Here is a 17393-nt window from a genome sequence, read left to right on the forward strand (position 1 = left end):
GGAGTTCGGGTGAAACAGGTTGTGCAGAACTACAAGAGCGGCGAGCTGGCGGTGCTCGACGTGCCGGTGCCGGGGTGCAAGCCGGGCGGTGTGCTGGTCCGCAGCGCCTACTCGCTGATCTCCACCGGGACCGAGCTCATGAAGGTGTCCGAGGCCGGCATGTCGATGCTGGGCAAGGCCCGCTCCCGGCCGGACCAGGTGGCCAAGGTCGCGCGGAGCGTGGCCACCAACGGGGTGCCCGCCACCTACCGCAAGGTGATGGGCAAGCTCGACTCCTACACGCCGCTGGGCTACTCGCTGTGCGGGGTGGTCGAGCAGGTCGGCGCCGGGATCGACGACGTGAAGGTCGGCGACCTCGTGGCCTGCGCCGGAAACGAGCACGCGTTGCACGCGGAGCTGAACTGGGTGCCGAAGAACCTCTACGCCCCGGTGCCGGACGGTCTCGCGCCGCGGCACGCGGCCTTCGGCACCGTCGGGTCGATCGCGCTGCAGGGCGTCCGCCAGGGCGAGCCGCAGCTCGGCGAAGTCGCGCTGGTCATCGGCCTCGGACTGATCGGGCAGCTGGTGGTCCAGCTCCTCGCCGCCTCGGGAGTCCGCGTCGTCGGCGTCGACCCCGACCCGGCGCGCTGCGAGCTCGCCGAGCGCCTGGGCGCCGCGGCCTGCGGTGATCCCGCGTCCGCGGGCGTGGAGAGGGCCGTCGCCGAACTCACCGGCGGTCACGGTGTGGACCAGGTGTACCTGGCCGCCGGCGGCGGCAGCAACCAGCCCGTCGAGCTGGCCGCGCGGCTGTGCCGGGACCGGGGCCGGGTCGTCGACATCGGCAAGTGCCGTCTGGACCTGCCGTGGAACGCGTACTACGAGAAGGAGCTCGACGTCCGGTTCTCCCGCAGTTACGGCCCCGGACGCTACGACCCGGAGTACGAGCTCGAGGGGCGGGACTACCCGATCGGCTACGTGCGCTGGACCGAGCGCCGCAACCTGGCGTGCTTCCTCGACCTCCTCGCCCGCGACCGCGTCGACGTGGAGCCCTTGGTCTCCCACACCGCCGGCTTCGACGACGCCGTCGAGACCTACCAGCGTCTGAAGGACGGCGACCTGAAGGCCGTGGCCGTGCTGTTCCGGTACGCCGAACAGGCGGGAGAAACGGGGGCAGCGGGGGAAGCGGAGGAGGCGGGGGCCCCGGCGGTGGCCGTTCCCGCGGTGAAGCGTCGCGACGACCGGGTGCCCGCCCCGGCCCGGGCCGCGAAGGCGCCGGTGCGCCTCGCGTTCGTCGGCGCGGGGAACTACGCGACGTCGATGCTGCTGCCGCACCTGGCGCAGCGCGACGGCGTCGAGCTGTCCACGGTCGTCACCACGACGGCGCTGTCCGCGGCCAACGCGCAGCGCAAGTTCGGCTTCGCCGAGGCCACCACCGATCTCGACGCCGTACTCGGCGACCCGTCCATCGACGCGGTGTTCGTGGTCACCCGCCACAGCTCGCACGCCGAACTGACCCAAAGGGCGCTGCTGGCCGGCAAGGCGGTGTTCGTGGAGAAGCCGTTGGCGCTCACCGAGGACGAGCTGGCCGGCGTCCTCGCGGCGGTGGAGAAGTCCGGCAACGACCGGCTGCAGGTGGGCTTCAATCGCCGGTTCTCACCGCTGCTGCGGGAGGCCAGGCAGCGGTTCGGCGCCCGCACCGGGCCGGCCGGCGTCCGCTACCTCGTCAACGCGGGCCGGCTCGACCACGGCAGCTGGTACCTCCGACAGGGCACCGAGGGCTCGCGGTTCGCCGGTGAGGGCGGGCACTTCATCGACACGGCGAGCTGGCTGCTCGAGGCCGACCCGGTCTCGGTGTACGCGGTCACCACGCCCGGCAACGAGGACCTCCAGGTCGTGCTGCGTTACCCGGACGGCTCCACCGCCACCATCAGCTACGTCACCACCGGCCCGGCCGGTTTCCCCAAGGAGACGCTGGACCTGGTCGCGGACGGCCGTGCGCTGCGGCTCGACGACTTCGTCCGTGCCGCTGTCTACGACGGCCGCCGCAAGCGGTGGGTCGGTTCCGGGCTGCCCAAGGCCCGGGACAAGGGCCAGTTGGCCGAGCTGGCAGCGTTCATCAGGGCCGTGCGGACCGGCGGGCCGATGCCGGTGCCGCTGGAGTCGCTGGTCGCCACCACGGCGGCCACCCTCGCCGTGCAGGCGGGCCTGGCGGGTGGTGCGCCGGTGACGCTGGCGAGGGCGCGATGACGGTGAGCTCCGGGAGTCCGGGCTGGTACCTGCGGCGGCTGTCCCGGATGGGACCGCGGGAGGTCGGCGGCCGGATCGCCGACGCGGTGCGCAGGCGGCGGTGGCGGTCGGCGCGGCCGGAGTGCCCGCGCGTGACCGGCGCCCGGTTCACCGCCGTACTGCCCGCGGGGGCGATCGCCGTGGTGCCCCCGGACGCCGCGAAACGTCTCCTCGCCGAGGCGGACCGGCTGATGGCCGGGCACGTCGAGTACTTCGGGGTGGTCCGCGACGACCTGACCGACCCGGACTGGTGGTACGACCCGAAGACCGGGCGCCGGGCTCCGTGGGGCTACGCCTTCGACGTGCCGTACCGCAACGAGGACGTGGTCGGGGACATCAAGCAGATCTGGGAGCTGTCCCGGCACCAGTACCTCACCGTGCTCGCCGCCGCCTACGCGATCACCGGGAACGAGCGGTACGCCGAGCGGGTGGCCGAGCACCTGCGGTCGTGGTGGGCGGCCAACGCGCCGCTGCGCGGCGTGCACTGGACCAGCGGCATCGAGCTCGGGATCCGGCTGCTGTCCTGGGTGTGGATCCGCCGGCTGCTCGACGGATGGCCGGGCGCGGCCGCTCTGTTCGAGGGCAACCCGGTGGCCGTCCAGCAGATATGGCACCACCAGCGCTGGCTGGCCGCCTTCCCCAGCCGGGGGTCCTCGGCGAACAACCACGTCATCGCCGAGACCGCCGGGCAGTTCGCGGCGGCCTGCGCGTTCGGGTGGTTCCCCTCCTCGGCGCGTTGGCGGACCGACGCGCTGCGGTCGCTGGAGCGGCACCTGCGGAGCAACACCTTCGGCTCCGGCCTCAACCGCGAGCTGGCCACCGAGTATCACGGACTGGTGCTGGAGCTCGGCCTGGCCGCGGTGGCCGAGGCGGATGCCGCGGGCCGCCCGGTCCCCGCGTCGATCCGGCTGGTGCTGCTGCGGATGACCGACGCGCTCGCGGCCGTCGTGGACAGCCGGCTGCGGCCTCCGCGCCAGGGGGACGCGGACGACGGGCACGGTCTGGTCGTGGACGGCTCGGGCACCGACCGCTGGGCCTCTCTGCTGGCCACCGGGGACGCCGTGTTCGGCCGGCTCGACTGGTGGCCGGCGGTGACCGGCACCGATGTGCGCACCCCGCTGCTGGCCGCGCTCATCCGGCCGTACCCGAAGCGGGGAACCGCGCCGGCCGCGTCCCGCCCGGCGAGCCGACCGGCCCATTTCGCCGACGCGGGCATGACCGTCCTGCGGGGTCCGGCGGGGATCTGGTGCCGCTGCGACGGCGGTCCGCACGGCTTCCTGTCCATCGCCGCGCACGCCCACGCGGACGCGCTGTCCGTGGAGGTCCGGCACGACGGGGTCGACGTGCTCGCCGACCCGGGGACGTTCTGCTACCACGGCCAGCCCGAGTGGCGGCGGTACTTCCGGTCGACCCTCGGCCACAACACCCTGCAACTGGACGGCGAGGACCAGTCCGTCTCCGGCGGCCCGTTCCTGTGGGCCCGGCATGCCAGGAGCCGCGTCCTGGTCGCGGACCCGTCCGGCACCTCCGCCGGGGGGACGGCGCGCTGGTGCGCCGAACACGACGGCTACCAGCACTCCGTGCACCGCCGCCGGGTGGAGCTGACGGCCGCGAGCCAGGAGCTGAGAGTGGTCGACGAGGTGCGCGGCGGCCCGCGCCGGGCCGTGCGCCTGGCGTTCCACCTCGGCCCGGCGATCACCGCGGACCTGGAGGGGAACCGGGCACGGCTCACCTGGACCCGGGACGGCGAGGACCGCTCCGCGGCACTCGACCTGCCCGGGCAGCTGCGCTGGCGGGCGCATCGCGGCGAGAGCGACCCGCCGCTGGGCTGGTACTCCGCCGGCTTCGGGCGCAAGGAACCCACCACGACGCTGGTCGGCACCGGCTACGCCGACGGCGCGGAGGGGTTCACCACCGTACTCAGGTTCCGCGGCTAGGGGGACGCGTGGGGATCAAGTGGCGGCACTGGGCGTGGCCGGCGGCACCGCTGGCGCTGGCCCTGCTGGCGGCGACCGGCTGTACGGGCTCGTCGGACGCCCCGGCGGAACCGACCGGTGCGCCCTCCGGATCCGGTGCGCCCTCCGCGTCCGGTGCGCCCTCCCCGTCCGTGGCCCGGGTGTGCGCCGAGCCCGCGGCCGGGCCGGCGAAGGCGCCGGCGGGCGCGGTGACGGTCGACCCCGCGGTGGTCGGTGACCTGGCCGAGAAGACCAGGAACAACCCCCCGAACACCACGTTCTGGCTTCGCCCGGGCAAGCACAGGCTCGAGCCGGAACGCTACGCCCAGGTCATCGCCAAGGAGGGCAACAGCTACCTCGGTGCGCCGGGCGCGGTGCTCGACGGCCGCAAGACCAACCAGTACGCGTTCAGCGGCACCGCCCGCGACGTCACCATCCGCCACCTGACCGTGCAGCATTTCGTCGCGCCGAACAACGAGGGCGTGGTCAACCACGACATGGCCGACGGATGGGTGATCGAGCACGCGACGATCCAGTACAACTCCGGCGCCGGGCTGATGGCCGGTGCCCGCCAGCAGGTCCGCGCCAGCTGCCTGCGCGGCAACGGCCAGTACGGGATGAACGCGTACAAGACCGGCGACTCCATCACGGGCCTGGTGGTCGAGGGCAACGAGATCGTGGGCAACAACACCGACGACTGGGAGCGGCGGCAGCCGGGCTGCGGCTGCACCGGAGGCATCAAGTTCTGGGCCGTCAACGGCGCCGACATCCGCGGCAACTGGGTGCACGACAACCGCGGAGCCGGGTTGTGGGCGGACAACAACAACAACGACTTCCGCATCGAGGACAACGTGCTCGAGGCCAACGACGGTGCCGCGCTGATGTACGAGACCAGCTACAACGCGGTCATCCGGAACAACACGATCCGGCGGAACAACTGGGTCGAGGGCCGCAAGTACGCCGAGCGCGGCGACGACTTCCCGTACGCGACCATCTACGTGTCCGAGGCCGGCGGCGAGCCACGGGTCCGGGCCCGCACGGACAAGATCGAGATCTACCGGAACGTGCTGGAGGACAACTGGTCCGGGATCACCCTGTGGGAGAACGCCGACCGGTTCTGCAACAGCCCGGCCAACACCTCGACCGGTTACTGCACCTTGCTGGTGAAGGACACCGACCGCTGCGCACGGCCGGGCATCACCACCGCGCCGCTCTACTCCGACTGCCGGTGGAAGACCCAGCGGGTGGACATCCACGACAACCGCTTCGTGCTGGACACGTCCGTCGTCACGTGCACGGTGGAGTGCGGCCGCATGGCGGTGCTCGCCAACTACGGCACCTATCCGGACTGGTCGCCGTACAAGGGCGAGCTGGTGGCCGAGGCGATCACCCACGAGCAGCACAACCGCTGGCACGACAACGTCTACCGCGGACCGTGGAGCTTCGTCGCGGGCGACCCGAGCCACCAGCTCGACGCCGTGCAGTGGCAGGGCGCGCCGTACCGGCAGGACGCGGGCAGCACCTTCGCCCCACGGGCCGGTGGTTGAGATGGGCGGGGACCTGATACGCGGTGGGGTGCCGGGCGGACCGGACACGGCCGGCGCCCGGCCCGCCGCCGAACCGCGCCCGGCGGGCACGCCGAAGGCAGTCGGGATCGTCTGGGCGTTGCTGGGTCTCAACACGCTCGGCTCCGCCGGGGCGAAGACCATCGTCACGCTGCCCCGCTCCCTCATCCAGATGGCCACGATGGGCGCGCTGGTCGCCGCCTTCGCGCTGGCGCTCGCGCTCAATCTCCGGCTGCGCCTGCGCGCCGGCGCCTTCGTGTTCCTGCTCACCCTGCTGCTGGTGCCGAGCGTGATCTCCAGCGCGCAGCTGGAGGTCGGGTTCGGCGCGCTGTTCCGCTGCGCCCGGCTGGCCCTCTTCGTCGGCACGCTGTGGCTGCTCAGCCGCTGGTGGGACGGCGGCCTGACGTTCGTCCGCCACCACGTCCGGATGTACTTCGCGGTGCTCGGGTCGGTGGCCGCCGGCCTGGTCGTCTCACCGGGCACGGCCCTGCCCGAGTACTACGGCGGGCGGCTGGTCGGCGCGTTGTGGCCGCTCACCCCGCCGCAGATCGGACAGTACGCCGCGGTGATCACCGGGCTCACCGTGCTGCTCCTGCTCGGCCGCCGGACCACCGGGGCCGGTGCGGCGGTGGTCGTCGTGCCGGCACTCGTCCTGCTCGCGTTGACCCATACCCGGACGGCCACGCTCGGCCTGCTCATCGGGTTGGCGTTGGCGATCGGCTCGCTCGTCATGACCAGCGCCGCCGCCCGCCGGTTCTTCGCCTGGGCGGTGCTGTGCGCCACGGTGGCCGCGGTGGCGTTCAGCTCCGCGCTGCGGGCGTGGTTCCTGCGCGGACAGAGCCAGGAGAACTTCTCCAACCTCACCGGTCGCGCCAAGGTCTGGGACGCCCTGCTGGCAGCGCCCCGGACGACCGGGGAGAAGGTGTTCGGCGTGGGTCTGAGCGACAAGTCGTTCGGCGGGCTGCCGATCGACAACAGCTGGCTGGCCGTCTACCACGAGCAGGGTCTGATCGGCGTCACCATCGTGGCGGCGGTCTTCGTCGTGCTGGGCGGCGTCGCGTTGCTGCGGCCACCGTCACTGCCGAGGGCCTGCGCGATCTTCCTGATCAGCTACTGCGCGATCTCGTCGTACACCGAGGCCGGGCTGGGCGACGCCTCGCCCTATCTGCTGCATCTGGCCCTGGCGGCCTCGCTGCTCGCGGCACCCGCCGCGACCACGCCCCTCTCGGCGGCCGCAGCCCCCTCGACGACGCGTCCCGCGCTGGGCCCGGGACCGGAGGTGACCTGAGCATGCACGTCCTGGTGGTGCACAACCGCTACTCCTCGGCGCAGCCGAGCGGGGAGAACAGGGTCGTCGACGAGGAGGTGGGGCTGCTGCGCACGGCCGGCCACCGGGTCGACGTGTTCGAGCGGCGCAGCGACGACATCGCCGCCCGGTCCCTGCCGGGCAAGGCCGCGGTGCCGTTCCTCGTGCCGTGGAACCCGGCGGTCCGCAAGGAGCTCACCACCCGGCTGCGCGCCGAGCGGCCGGACGTGGTGCACGTCCACAACGTCTTCCCGCTCCTGTCGCCCGCGGTGCTGGCCTCCTGCGCCGACGCCGGGGTGCCCGTCGTCGCCACGCTGCACAACTACACCCAGGTCTGCCCGCCCGGCACGCTGCACCGGGACGGCCGGCCGTGCACCGAGTGCGTCGGGTCGGCGGCGTCGCTGCCCGCCGTCCGGCACGGCTGCTACCGGAACTCCCGGCTGGCGACGGTTCCGCTCGCGGTCAGCCTGTCGGTCAACCGGCGGCGGTGGTGGTCCGGCGTGGACCGGTTCTTCTGCATCTCCGCGGCGCAGCGCGACGTCCTGGTGCGGTCCGGCATGCCGGCCGAGCGGCTGGCGGTGAAGCACAACTTCGTGCCCGACCCGGGCGCCTGCCGAGCGGGCGCCGGCGAGCACCTGCTCTTCCTCGGCCGGCTCGCGGAGGCCAAGGGCATGCGGCTGCTCATGGCCGCGTGGGACGAGATCGCCGCGGACGGCGGTGCGGGCGTGCCGCTCGTGATCGCCGGCGCGGGGCCGCTGGAGCGAGAGGTGACCGCGTGGGCGGCGGGCCGGGACGACGTGCGGTACGTCGGCCTGTACGACCCGGCACAGTGCCGGCAGGCCGTCGCGCGGTCGGTCGCCGTGGTGGCTCCCTCGATGGCCCGGGAGACGTTCGGCCTGGTGGTCGCGGAGGCGATGGCGGCGGGGGTCCCGGCCGTCGCCGCCGGTCACGGCGCCTTCGTCGAACTCGTCGAGGACGGGGTGACCGGGCTGCTGCACCGGCCGGGCGAGCACGCCTCGCTCGCGTCCTGCCTGCGCCGGATCACGGCCGAGCCGGCCCTGGGCCGGGAGATGGGCCGGGCGGCCCGGCGCCGTTACGAGCGGGACTTCAGCCCGGCCGTCGGGCTGGAGCGCCTGGTGGACGGGTACCGCACCGCGATCGCGGGTCGGTCCGGCGGCGGGGACGGCCCGCCGCCGGCAGGGGACAACAGCACTGGCTCGCGGTGGGGACACCCGCGCGAGCGGGATGGGGGCAGTAGATGACACGATGCCGACTCTGCGACTCGACGGCGCTGGAGAGCGTCGTCGACCTGGGGGCGACCCCGCCGTGCGAGAGCTTTCTCGCCGCGGACCAACTGGACCGGCCGGAGCCGGCGTACCCGCTGCACCTGCGGGTCTGCACCGACTGCTGGCTCGCGCAGATACCTCCGCTGATCACGCCGGAGGAGACGTTCAAGGAGTACGCGTACTTCTCCTCGTTCTCGACCTCCTGGGTGGAGCACGCGCGCACGTTCGTCGCCGACGCCGTACGGCGGCTGGGGCTCGGCACCGACGCCTTCGTGGTCGAGGTCGCGAGCAACGACGGGTACCTGCTGAGGCACATGGTGGACCGGGGGATCCGCTGCCTCGGCATCGAGCCCTCGGTGAACGTCGGCGCCGCGGCGCGGGACGCGGGTGTGCCCACGCTCACGGAGTTCCTGAGCCCGGACACCGGCGCGGCCGTCCGCGAGGAGCACGGCCCGGCGGACCTGGTCGTGGCCAACAACGTGTACGCGCACATCCCCGACGTCGTCGGGTTCACCCGGGGGCTGCGCGCCCTGGTCTCCGACGACGGCTGGGTCTCCGTCGAGGTGCAGCACCTGCTGACCCTGATCGAGGAGAACCAGTACGACACGATCTACCACGAGCACTTCCAGTACTACACGGTCGCGTCCGCGAGCCGGGCCCTCGCGAGCGGCGGACTCACGCTCGTGGACGTCGAGTTGCTGCCCACGCACGGTGGTTCCATCCGGCTGTGGGCCCGGCCGGCCGAGGTGGCCGGCGAGCCGACCCCGCGGGTGGCCGACGTACTGGCCCGGGAGAAGGCCGCCGGGCTCCGAGAACTCTCCGGGTACACCGAGTTCTCCGCCCGGGTGGCCAAGGTGCGTCGGGACCTGCTGCGGTTCCTCATCGAGGCGGCCGAACGCGGTGACACGGTCGTCGGCTACGGCGCCCCGGGCAAGGGCAACACCCTGCTCAACCACTGCGGCATCCGGCCCGACCTGCTCCCGTACACGGTCGACCGCAACCCCTACAAACACGGCAGGTTCACCCCGGGCACCCGCATCCCGGTCCTGGCGCCCGAGCAGATAGCCGCCGACCGGCCGGACTACGTCCTCGTCCTCCCCTGGAACCTGCGGGACGAGTTGGTCGAGCAGCTGTCCTTCGTGCACGACTGGGGCGGTCGGCTGGTCTTTCCCATCCCGGAACTGAGCGTTGTCGAGGGCGCGTCTCGAAAGGTCACAGCATGAAGGTCGTTCTGTTCTGCGGCGGTTACGGGATGCGGATGCGCAGCGGTGCCTCCGACGACGTGCCCAAGCCGATGGCGATGGTCGGCCCGCGACCGCTGATCTGGCACGTCATGCGCTACTACGCCCACTTCGGGCACACGGAGTTCATCCTGTGCCTCGGCTACGGGGCCCACCACATCAAGAACTTCTTCCTCACCTACGAGGAGACGACGTCCAACGACTTCGTGCTGCGGGGCGGACGGACCGAGCTGCTGTCCACCGACATCTCCGACTGGACGATCACGTTCGCGCAGACCGGCATCGAGTCACCGATCGGGGAGCGGCTGCGCCGGGTGCGGCACCACCTGGACGGCGACGAGATGTTCCTCGCCAACTACGCCGACGTGCTCACCGACGCCCCGCTGCCGAAGATGATCGAGAACTTCGCCCGGCGCGACGCCGGTGCGTCGATGATGGTGGTGCCGCCGCAGTCCTCGTTCCACTGCGTGGACCTGGGCGAGGACGGCCTGGTGGGGGGCATCACCGCGGTGAGCGAACTGCCGCTGTGGGAGAACGGCGGCTACTTCGTGCTCCGCCAGGAGGTCTTCGACCACATCCCGGAGAACGGGGACCTGGTCGCCGACGGATGCGCCCAGCTGGCCAAGAGCGGCCGGTTGGTGGCGCACCAGCACCGCGGCTTCTGGAAGCCGACCGACACCGTGAAGGAGCGGGCCGCGCTCGACGCCTCCTACGCCCGGGGGGACCGCCCGTGGGCCGTGTGGGAACGGGACGGCGCGGGGGTGGGCGCGTGATCCGGCTCGGGGCCGGGCGCCCGGACCGGATCGTCGCGGTGGGCGCGCACTGCGACGACATCGCCATCGGGGCCGGCGGCACGCTGCTGACGCTGTGCCTCGCGCGGCCGGGCATCCGCGTCGACGCGCTGGTGCTCTCCGGCGGCGGCGGCGAGCGGGAGCAGGAGGAGCAGGCCGCGCTCACCGCCTTCTGCCCGGGCGCCGACCTGCGCCTGACCGTGCACAAGCTGCCGGACGGCCGGCTGCCCGTGCACTGGGACGAGGCCAAGGCCGCGGTCGAGGAACTGCGCGGGCGGACCGACCCGGATCTGATCCTGGCCCCGCGCACCGACGACGCGCACCAGGACCACCGCGGCCTCGCGCAGCTGATCCCCACCGCGTTCCGCGACCACCTCGTGCTCGGCTACGAGATCGTCAAGTGGGACGGCGACCTCGGCCGTCCGGCCGCGTACCAGCCGCTGTCGCCCCAGGTCGCCGAACAGAAGGTGCGGCTGCTGCAGGAGCACTACCCCTCGCAGCGGCACCGGCCCTGGTACGACCGGGAGGCCTTCCTCGGGCTGGCCCGGATCCGCGGCATCGAATGCCACGAGCGCTACGCCGAGGCGTTCGCCGTCACCAAACTCACTCTCGACCTGGGGGAATGAACCTTGCGCGTACTGCTGACCGGACACCAGGGCTACCTGGGCACCGTGATGGCCCCGGTCCTCACGGCGGCCGGACACGAAGTCGTCGGCCTCGACTCCGGCCTGTTCGCCGACTGCCTCCTCGGCCCGGCGCCCGTGGACCCGCCGGGGCACCGGGTGGACCTGCGTGACATCACCGCGGACCACGTGGCCGGGGTCGACGCCGTGATCCACCTGGCCGCGCTCTCCAACGACCCGCTGGGATCGCTGGCGCCGGAGCTCACCTACGACATCAACCACCACGCGTCCGTACGGCTGGCCCGGCTGGCCCGCGACGCCGGAGTGCAACGCTTCCTGTACGCGTCGACCTGCTCCGTCTACGGCGCCGCCGGCGACCCCGACTTGTCGAACCTGGTGACCGAGGAAGCCCCGCTGCGCCCGGTGACGCCGTACGCGGAGTCCAAGGTGCGGGTGGAGGACGACCTGCACGCCCTGGCCGACGGCGACTTCAGCCCGGTGTTCATGCGCAACGCCACCGCCTTCGGCTACTCGCCCCGGCTGCGCGCCGACATCGTGCTGAACAACCTGGTGGGTCACGCGCTCCTGTCCGGCGAGGTGCTGGTGCTCTCCGACGGCACCCCCTGGCGCCCGCTGGTGCACGCCGCCGACATCGCGCGGGCCTTCACGGCCGCGCTGACCGCGCCGCGAGAGGCGGTGCACGACCGGGCGTTCAACATCGGCAGCGAGATCAACAACGTCACGGTCGCCGAGATCGCCGAGCAGGTCGCCGAGGCGGTGTCCGGCTCGAAGGTGGTGATCACCGGGGAGACCGGTGCCGATCCGCGGTCGTACCGGGTGGACTTCTCCCGGTTCCGCGCGGCGGTGCCCGGCTTCGACTGCGCGTGGACGGTGCGGCGGGGCGCGCTCGAACTCGCCGACGCCTACCGCGAACACGGGCTGACCCAGGAGGACTTCGAGCGCCGGTTCACCCGCCTCGCCGTGCTGCGCGCGGCGTCCGTCTCCGGCGCGGTCGACGACACCCTGCGGTGGCGCGGATGACCGCGGCCGACGGCCGGCCGACGAGCGCGGTGGGCGAGGAGATGCACGCGCTGGTGGAGCGGCTGTACCCGCTGTGCCGCAGCATCACCGGCGACGGGGTGCGCGCCACCCTGGACATCGTCGGCGAGTACGTCCCGCTCCAGGTGCACGAGGTGCCGACCGGGACCCAGGTGCTCGACTGGACGGTGCCGCAGGAGTGGAACATCCGGGACGCGTACATCGCCGACAGCTCCGGCCACCGGGTCGTCGACTTCGCCGCGTCCAGCCTGCACGTGCTCGGCTACAGCGTGCCGGTGTCGGCGACCATGCCGCTGGCCGAGCTGCGGGAACACCTGCACACCCTGCCGGACCACCCGTCCTGGGTGCCGTACCGCACCAGCTACTACAAGCCTGAGTGGGGGTTCTGCCTGGCCCAGGAGACCCTGGACGCGATGCCGGACGGCGAGTACGAGGTACGCGTCGACTCCACGCTCACCGACGGCCACCTCACCTACGCCGAGCACGTGGTCCCCGGGCAGGTCGCCGACGAGGTGATCGTCTCCTGCCACGTCTGCCACCCGTCGCTGGCCAACGACAACCTGGCCGGCATCGCGGTGGCGACGTTCCTGGCCCGGGCGCTGGCACAGCGGACGCCGTACTACACCTACCGGTTCCTGTTCGCGCCCGGCACCATCGGGGCGATCACCTGGCTGGCCCGCAACGCGGAGCGGGTGGAACGGGTCGAGCACGGGCTGGTGCTGGCCTGCGCCGGCGACCCGGGACAGCTCACGTACAAGCAGAGCAGGCGCGGCGACGCGGAGATCGACCGGGTGATGCGGCACGTGCTGGCCGCCTCCGAACGCCCGCACCGCGTCGACGAGTTCACTCCGTACGGCTACGACGAGCGGCAGTTCTGCTCGCCCGGATTCGATCTCGGCGTGGGCTCGCTCACCCGCACCCCGTACGCCGGCTACCCCGAGTACCACACCTCGGCGGACAACCTGGACCTCGTCTCCCCCGAGGCGATGGCGGACACGCTCGCCGTCTGCTGCGAGGCCTTCGCGGTCCTCGACCGGAACCGGCGGTACCGCAACCTCAGCCCCTACGGCGAGCCGCAGTTGGGCCGACGGGGGTTGTACGACGCGCTGGGCGGCCGCAGCGACACCAAGCAGGCCCAGATGGCCATGCTCTGGGTGCTCAACCTCTCCGACAGCGAGCACAGTCTGCTGGACGTGGCCGAGCGGTCCGGGCTGCCGTTCGACACCGTCGCCGCCGCGGCCGGTGCCCTGCACGGCGCCGGGCTGCTCAAGGCATGACGCCGATGACCGCCGAGGGGGGGAATCCGAGGACGACGGCGCCGCCGGCCGGATCCGCGCGACGGGCCGTCGTCGGCCGGCTGTCCTGGGGACTGGCCGACCAGGCGGCCTCCAGCATGTCCAACTTCGTGGTGGGCATCTACGTGGCCCGCTCGCTGGGGGTGACCGCGTTCGGCGTGTTCAGCCTCGCCTGGGTGACCTACGGCGTGGTGCTCAACGTCTCCCGCGGCCTCGCCACCGACCCGCTCGTGGTGCGCTTCAGCGGAGTGCCGGACGCGTCCTGGCGCGGGGCGGTGGCCCGGGCGTCGGGTTCCGCGCTCGGCGTCGGCGCCGCCCTCGGCGTGGCGTCCGTCGTGGCCGGCCTCGCACTGGGCGGCCGCGTGGGGTCCGCGTTCGCCTGCCTCGGCGTCGTACTGCCGGGGCTGCTGCTGCAGGACGCGTGGCGGTTCGCGTTCTTCGCCGCCGGCAACGGCCGGAAGGCGTTCGTCAACGACCTCGTGTGGGGCGTCGCGCTCGTCCCGGCCATGGTGGTGGCGGCCCGGGTGGGCAGCGTGCCCGCCTTCGTGCTCGCCTGGGGCGGGTCCGCCGCGGTGGCCGCCCTGTACGGCTGGCTCCAGTCCGGGATCCGTCCCCGGTTGTCCGGTGCGCGCGAGTGGCTCCGCACGCACCGCGACCTCGGCTACCGGTACCTGGTCGAGAACGTCAGCAACAGCGGCGCGAGCCAACTGCGGGCGTACGGGCTCGGCGCGATCGTCGGGGTCGGCGCGGTGGGCGTGATCCGGGGCGCCGAACTGCTGCTCGGCCCGTTCCTCGCGCTGCTGATGGGCCTCTCGCTGGTCACCGTCGCGGAGGCGGTGCGGGTGCTGCGGCGGGCCCCGCACCGCCTCGCCACGTTCTGCCTCCTGCTGGGCGGCGGGCAGGCCGTCGCCGCACTCCTGTGGGGCGGGGCCCTGCTGCTGGTCCCGGACCGGCTCGGCGAACTCGTGCTCGGCGGCGTCTGGGGCTCCGCCGCGGAGCTCGTCGTGCCGGTCACCCTCGGCGTCGCGGGCGCCGGCCTCGGCACCGGCGCGGCGGCCGGGCTGCGCGCGCTCGGCGCGGCCCGGCGCAGCCTGCGCAGCCAGCTGATCGCCTCCGCCTGTTACCTCGTCGGCGGGCTCGGCGGGGCCGCCGCGGCCGGCACGGCCGGCTCGGCCTGGGGCGTCGCCGCCGCGACCGTCTGCAGCTCGGCCGTGTGGTGGCTGCAGCTGCGTCCCGCCCTGCGCGAGCACCACCAGAACACCATCCGCGAAGTGAGGACGTCATGACCGCCCATCCCCGGCTGAGCATCGGCCTGCCCGTGTACAACGGCGAGGAGTACCTCGCCGAGGCCCTCGACGCCCTGCTCGGCCAGACCTACGAGGACTTCGAACTGGTCGTCTCCGACAACGCATCGACGGACGGGACCCAGGACATCTGCCGCACGTACGCGGCGCGGGACTCCCGCATCCGGTACATCCGGCTGACCCGGAACATCGGCGCCGCGCCGAACCACAACTACGTGTTCACCGAGTGCCGCGGCGAGCTGTTCAAGTGGGCCTCGCACGACGACCTGTACGCCCGGGACCTGCTGCGGCGCTGCGTGGACGCGCTGGACGAGCGGCCGGACGTGATCCTCGCCCACGCCGACCAGGCGGTCATCGACGAGGACGGCCGGGTGAAGGTCCCGTACGAGTACACGCTCGCCACCGCCTCGCCGCACGCGCCGGAGCGCTTCCGCAGCATGCTGTTCGAGCCCGGTGGCGACGACTTCTACGGCGTGATGCGGGCCGACGTGCTGCGCCGGGTCAAGCCGCACGACAGCTACCACCACGCGGACCGCACCTTCGTCGCCGAGATCGGCCTGCACGGGCCCTTCCACCAGGTGCCGGAGCTGCTGTACTTCCGCCGTGACCACCCCACCCGCGCCGAGCGGGCGAACCCCTCCAAGCGCTCCCGGTGCGTCAACCTTGACCCGCGCCGGGCCGGGCCGCTGCACCCGACGCCCCGGCTGCTCGCCGAGTACGTCCGGGGCTTCGTCTCGGCGATCCGGCGGGCGCCGCTGTCCTCGGCCGACCGGCGCGCGTGCTACCGCCACCTGGCCGCGTGGATGACCAGCCGGGCCCGGCCGGGCGCCGGCGAGCGGGTCGAGGACCGCGCCCCGGTCGACCCGGCCGGGCTCACCGTCTCCGTCGACGCCCTCGTCGCCGGGCGTGAGGGGAGGCAGTCGTGACTCCGGCGCGCGTCGGGGTGTTCGGCCTGCTCGGCTCCGGCAACCTCGGCAACGACGGGTCGCTCGAGGCCGTGCTCGGGTACCTCCGCGCCGCGCACCCCGAAGCGGCCGTGGACGCGCTGTGCGGCGGACCCGAGGTCGTCGAGACCCGGTACGGGATCCCCGCGACGCGGCTGCACTGGTACCGCGGGGAGTACCGGACCGCCTCGCGTGCGGGCGCGGTCGCCGCGAAGGGCCTGGGCAAACTCGTCGACGCCGTCCGCACCGCCGCCTGGGTGCGCCGGCACGACGTGGTGATCGTGCCGGGCATGGGCGTCCTGGAGGCCACGCTGCCGCTGCGGCCGTGGGGCTTCCCGTACTCGCTGTTCCTGCTCTGCGCGACCGGCCGGCTGTTCGGCACCCGGGTCGCGCTGGTCGGCGTCGGCGCGGACGCGATCAGTGACCGGCCGACCCGGGCCCTGGTGCGCTGGTCGGCGCGACTGGCCGCGTACCGGTCGTACCGGGACGCCCTGTCCCGCGACGCGATGCGGGCGATGGGTGTGGACACCGTGCGCGACGAGGTCTACCCGGACCTCGCGTTCGCCCTGCCGACGCCGGGGGCGGCGAGCGGACCCGCGGGCGAGCCGGGCCGGGTCTGCGTCGGCGTCATGGCCTTCCACGGCGGCAACGACGACCGCGCCCGGGCCGAGGAGATCCACCGGCGCTACCTCGACGGGACGACGCGCTTCGTCCGCGCGCTGGTCGAGGACGGCAGGCCGGTCCGGCTGCTCACCGGCGACGAGGTCGACCGGACCGTGGTCGACGCGATCCTCGACGCCGTGGACTCCCCGCTGGTCACCGCTGCCGAGGCGGCCTCGCTGGCCGACCTGATGAAGGAGGCGGCGGCTGCCGACACCGTGGTGGCGACCCGGTACCACAACCTGGTCTGCGCGCTGAAGGCCGGCACGCCGACGCTGGCGCTCAGCTATGCGGCGAAGAGCGAAGCGCTCATGGACCGGATGGGGCTGGACGCGTACTGCCACCCGGCCCGCGAGGTCGACGCCGACCGGCTGCTCGAGCAGTTCCGGGCGCTGGAGAAGCGGTCGGCGGAACTGCGGCAGACCCTCACCGAGCGGAACCAGGACGCCGCCCGGCGCCTGGAGGACCAGTTCACCGCCTTGACGGCGGCCCTGTTCCCGGCGACCGACCACGCCCACACCCACGCCCTGCGGGAGGCTCCATGAAAGCGACCGAAGTCCCGGAGATCGCCGGCGCGTACCTCTTCGAACCGACGCCCCACACCGACGAGCGCGGCTCCTTCTGCCGCACCTTCGACGCCGACGTGGTCCGCTCGGTGGGCCTCGACCCGAACGCCTTCGTCCAGGACAGCCTGTCCCGCTCGGTGCGGGGCGTGCTGCGCGGCCTGCACCTGCGCTCCGGCGCCGGCGAGGCGAAGCTGGTGCGGTGCTCGTACGGGAGGATCTTCGACGTCGTCGTGGACCTGCGGGCGGACTCGCCGACCTACCGCCACCGGGCCTTCTTCGAGCTGTCCGACGAGACGCAGGTGACCCTGTACATCCCGGCGGGGTGCGCGCACGGCTTCCAGGCGCTGACCACGACCGCCGACGTCTCGTACCGGATCGACCGCCCGCACGATCCGGCCGAGGACGTGACGATCGCCTTCGACGATCCGGAGCTCGCCATCGACTGGCCGCTGCCGGTCACATCGATGTCCCAGCGGGACCGGGAGGCGCCGAGCCTCGCCGAGGTCCTGAAGCACCAAGAGAAGTGAGGGTCG

The 17393-nt window shown here is 73.1% G+C and carries 13 protein-coding genes and 1 pseudogene; all 14 read left to right on the top strand.

What is annotated here, in order from left to right; all coding sequences use genetic code 11:
- The first annotated feature begins 9 nt into the window (after positions 1–9).
- Entirely contained in the window at positions 10–2226 is a 2217-nt protein-coding gene (locus tag RM812_RS29615; protein WP_311578994.1) for a bi-domain-containing oxidoreductase, read from the top strand.
- Positions 2223–4202 (top strand): heparinase II/III family protein, encoded by a 1980-nt coding sequence (locus RM812_RS29620; protein ID WP_311578997.1) that lies wholly within the window; start codon positions 2223–2225, stop codon positions 4200–4202. Before RM812_RS29615 ends, RM812_RS29620 begins: the two co-directional genes overlap by 4 nt.
- A gap of 8 nt (positions 4203–4210) precedes the next feature.
- Positions 4211–5767, top strand: coding sequence for a right-handed parallel beta-helix repeat-containing protein (locus tag RM812_RS29625; protein WP_311578999.1), 1557 nt, complete (start codon positions 4211–4213; stop codon positions 5765–5767).
- A 1-nt stretch (position 5768) separates the two neighbouring features.
- Positions 5769–7068: pseudogene (locus RM812_RS29630) on the top strand (O-antigen ligase domain-containing protein).
- A 7-nt stretch (positions 7069–7075) separates the two neighbouring features.
- Positions 7076–8353, top strand: coding sequence for a glycosyltransferase (locus RM812_RS29635; RefSeq protein ID WP_311579001.1), 1278 nt, complete (start codon positions 7076–7078; stop codon positions 8351–8353).
- Complete coding sequence (locus tag RM812_RS29640; RefSeq protein ID WP_311579003.1) at positions 8350–9600, top strand: class I SAM-dependent methyltransferase; 1251 nt, start codon at positions 8350–8352, stop codon at positions 9598–9600. Before RM812_RS29635 ends, RM812_RS29640 begins: the two co-directional genes overlap by 4 nt.
- A complete protein-coding gene (locus RM812_RS29645) occupies positions 9597–10391 on the top strand; it encodes a glycosyltransferase family protein (RefSeq protein ID WP_311579006.1) in 795 nt (264 codons plus the stop codon). Before RM812_RS29640 ends, RM812_RS29645 begins: the two co-directional genes overlap by 4 nt.
- Positions 10388–11035, top strand: a complete 648-nt coding sequence (locus tag RM812_RS29650; RefSeq protein ID WP_311579008.1) for a PIG-L deacetylase family protein — start codon at positions 10388–10390, stop codon at positions 11033–11035. Before RM812_RS29645 ends, RM812_RS29650 begins: the two co-directional genes overlap by 4 nt.
- A gap of 3 nt (positions 11036–11038) precedes the next feature.
- A complete protein-coding gene (locus tag RM812_RS29655; RefSeq protein WP_311579010.1) occupies positions 11039–12073 on the top strand; it encodes an NAD-dependent epimerase/dehydratase family protein in 1035 nt (344 codons plus the stop codon).
- Positions 12070–13368 (top strand): DUF4910 domain-containing protein, encoded by a 1299-nt coding sequence (locus RM812_RS29660; RefSeq protein ID WP_311579012.1) that lies wholly within the window; start codon positions 12070–12072, stop codon positions 13366–13368. The genes RM812_RS29655 and RM812_RS29660 overlap by 4 nt, the downstream gene beginning before the upstream one ends.
- On the top strand, positions 13365–14672 hold the full coding sequence (locus tag RM812_RS29665) for an MATE family efflux transporter (RefSeq protein ID WP_394816535.1): 1308 nt from the start codon (positions 13365–13367) through the stop codon (positions 14670–14672). Before RM812_RS29660 ends, RM812_RS29665 begins: the two co-directional genes overlap by 4 nt.
- The gene (locus tag RM812_RS29670; RefSeq protein ID WP_311579016.1) at positions 14669–15616 is read left to right on the top strand and encodes a glycosyltransferase family 2 protein; all 948 of its coding nucleotides are present in this window, start codon (positions 14669–14671) and stop codon (positions 15614–15616) included. Before RM812_RS29665 ends, RM812_RS29670 begins: the two co-directional genes overlap by 4 nt.
- On the top strand, positions 15613–16839 hold the full coding sequence (locus RM812_RS29675; protein ID WP_311579018.1) for a polysaccharide pyruvyl transferase family protein: 1227 nt from the start codon (positions 15613–15615) through the stop codon (positions 16837–16839). The genes RM812_RS29670 and RM812_RS29675 overlap by 4 nt, the downstream gene beginning before the upstream one ends.
- Entirely contained in the window at positions 16836–17387 is a 552-nt protein-coding gene (gene rfbC, locus RM812_RS29680; protein ID WP_311579020.1) for a dTDP-4-dehydrorhamnose 3,5-epimerase, read from the top strand. Before RM812_RS29675 ends, rfbC begins: the two co-directional genes overlap by 4 nt.
- Positions 17388–17393: the final 6 nt, after the last annotated feature.

Origin of the sequence: Streptomyces lancefieldiae, from assembly GCF_031845825.1 — a bacterium.
Classification (GTDB): Bacteria; Actinomycetota; Actinomycetes; order Streptomycetales; family Streptomycetaceae; genus Streptomyces; species Streptomyces lancefieldiae.

What these genes read in the sequence shown, in the direction of transcription:
- RM812_RS29620 (WP_311578997.1), top strand. Translation starts at nt 2,223, where the DNA reads ATGACGGTGAGCTCCGGGAGTCCGGGCTGGTACCTGCGGCGGCTGTCC.
- RM812_RS29635 (WP_311579001.1), top strand. Translation starts at nt 7,076, where the DNA reads ATGCACGTCCTGGTGGTGCACAACCGCTACTCCTCGGCGCAGCCGAGC.
- RM812_RS29640 (WP_311579003.1), top strand. Translation starts at nt 8,350, where the DNA reads ATGACACGATGCCGACTCTGCGACTCGACGGCGCTGGAGAGCGTCGTC.
- RM812_RS29645 (WP_311579006.1), top strand. Translation starts at nt 9,597, where the DNA reads ATGAAGGTCGTTCTGTTCTGCGGCGGTTACGGGATGCGGATGCGCAGC.
- RM812_RS29660 (WP_311579012.1), top strand. Translation starts at nt 12,070, where the DNA reads ATGACCGCGGCCGACGGCCGGCCGACGAGCGCGGTGGGCGAGGAGATG.
- RM812_RS29665 (WP_394816535.1), top strand. Translation starts at nt 13,365, where the DNA reads ATGACGCCGATGACCGCCGAGGGGGGGAATCCGAGGACGACGGCGCCG.
- RM812_RS29670 (WP_311579016.1), top strand. Translation starts at nt 14,669, where the DNA reads ATGACCGCCCATCCCCGGCTGAGCATCGGCCTGCCCGTGTACAACGGC.
- rfbC (WP_311579020.1), top strand. Translation starts at nt 16,836, where the DNA reads ATGAAAGCGACCGAAGTCCCGGAGATCGCCGGCGCGTACCTCTTCGAA.